Below are 588 nucleotides of genomic sequence, written 5' to 3' on the forward strand. Positions count from 1 at the left end.
ATGGCGCGAGACGGAATCGAACCGCCGACACATGGAGCTTCAATCCATTGCTCTACCAACTGAGCTACCGAGCCAAATTGCGGGAGCAGGATTTGAACCTACGACCTTCGGGTTATGAGCCCGACGAGCTACCGAGCTGCTCCATCCCGCGTTAATTTTAAAAAGGAGGATGTGGGATTCGAACCCACGCACGCTTTTACACGCCTGACGGTTTTCAAGACCGTTCCCTTCAGCCGGACTTGGGTAATCCTCCAAAATAACAATGGACCTTGTAGGACTTGAACCTACGACCACTCGGTTATGAGCCGAGAGCTCTAACCAGCTGAGCTAAAGGTCCAACAAGATCAACAATATAGCGGCGAAGGGGATCGAACCCCCGACCTCCCGGGTATGAACCGGACGCTCTAGCCAGCTGAGCTACACCGCCATAATATCGGGAAGACAGGATTCGAACCTGCGACACCTTGGTCCCAAACCAAGTACTCTACCAAGCTGAGCTACTTCCCGATCTAAAGCTTACGCTTTATGCACCCTAGAGGAGTCGAACCTCTAACCGCCTGATTCGTAGTCAGGTACTCTATCCAGTTG

Annotated in this window: 6 tRNA genes; all 6 read right to left on the reverse strand. The window is 52.4% G+C overall.

What is annotated here, in order from left to right:
• Position 1: 1 nt before the first annotated feature.
• The 6 genes from ADH92_RS09185 to ADH92_RS09210 all read right to left on the reverse strand — a co-directional run bounded on the left by ADH92_RS09185 (position 2) and on the right by ADH92_RS09210 (position 507).
• Positions 2-74, reverse strand: a tRNA-Phe gene (locus ADH92_RS09185).
• A gap of 3 nt (positions 75-77) precedes the next feature.
• Positions 78-151: transfer RNA gene (locus ADH92_RS09190), tRNA-Met, on the reverse strand.
• Between the two features lie 12 nt (positions 152-163).
• Positions 164-253 (reverse strand) — tRNA-Ser (locus tag ADH92_RS09195).
• A 10-nt stretch (positions 254-263) separates the two neighbouring features.
• Positions 264-337, reverse strand: a tRNA-Ile gene (locus ADH92_RS09200).
• A 16-nt stretch (positions 338-353) separates the two neighbouring features.
• Positions 354-427 (reverse strand) — tRNA-Met (locus tag ADH92_RS09205).
• Positions 428-433: 6 nt separating this feature from the next.
• Positions 434-507 (reverse strand) — tRNA-Pro (locus tag ADH92_RS09210).
• Between the last annotated feature and the right edge of the window lie 81 nt (positions 508-588).

It is taken from the genome of Streptococcus parasanguinis (assembly GCF_001073155.1).
Taxonomy (GTDB): Bacteria; Bacillota; Bacilli; order Lactobacillales; family Streptococcaceae; genus Streptococcus; species Streptococcus parasanguinis_D.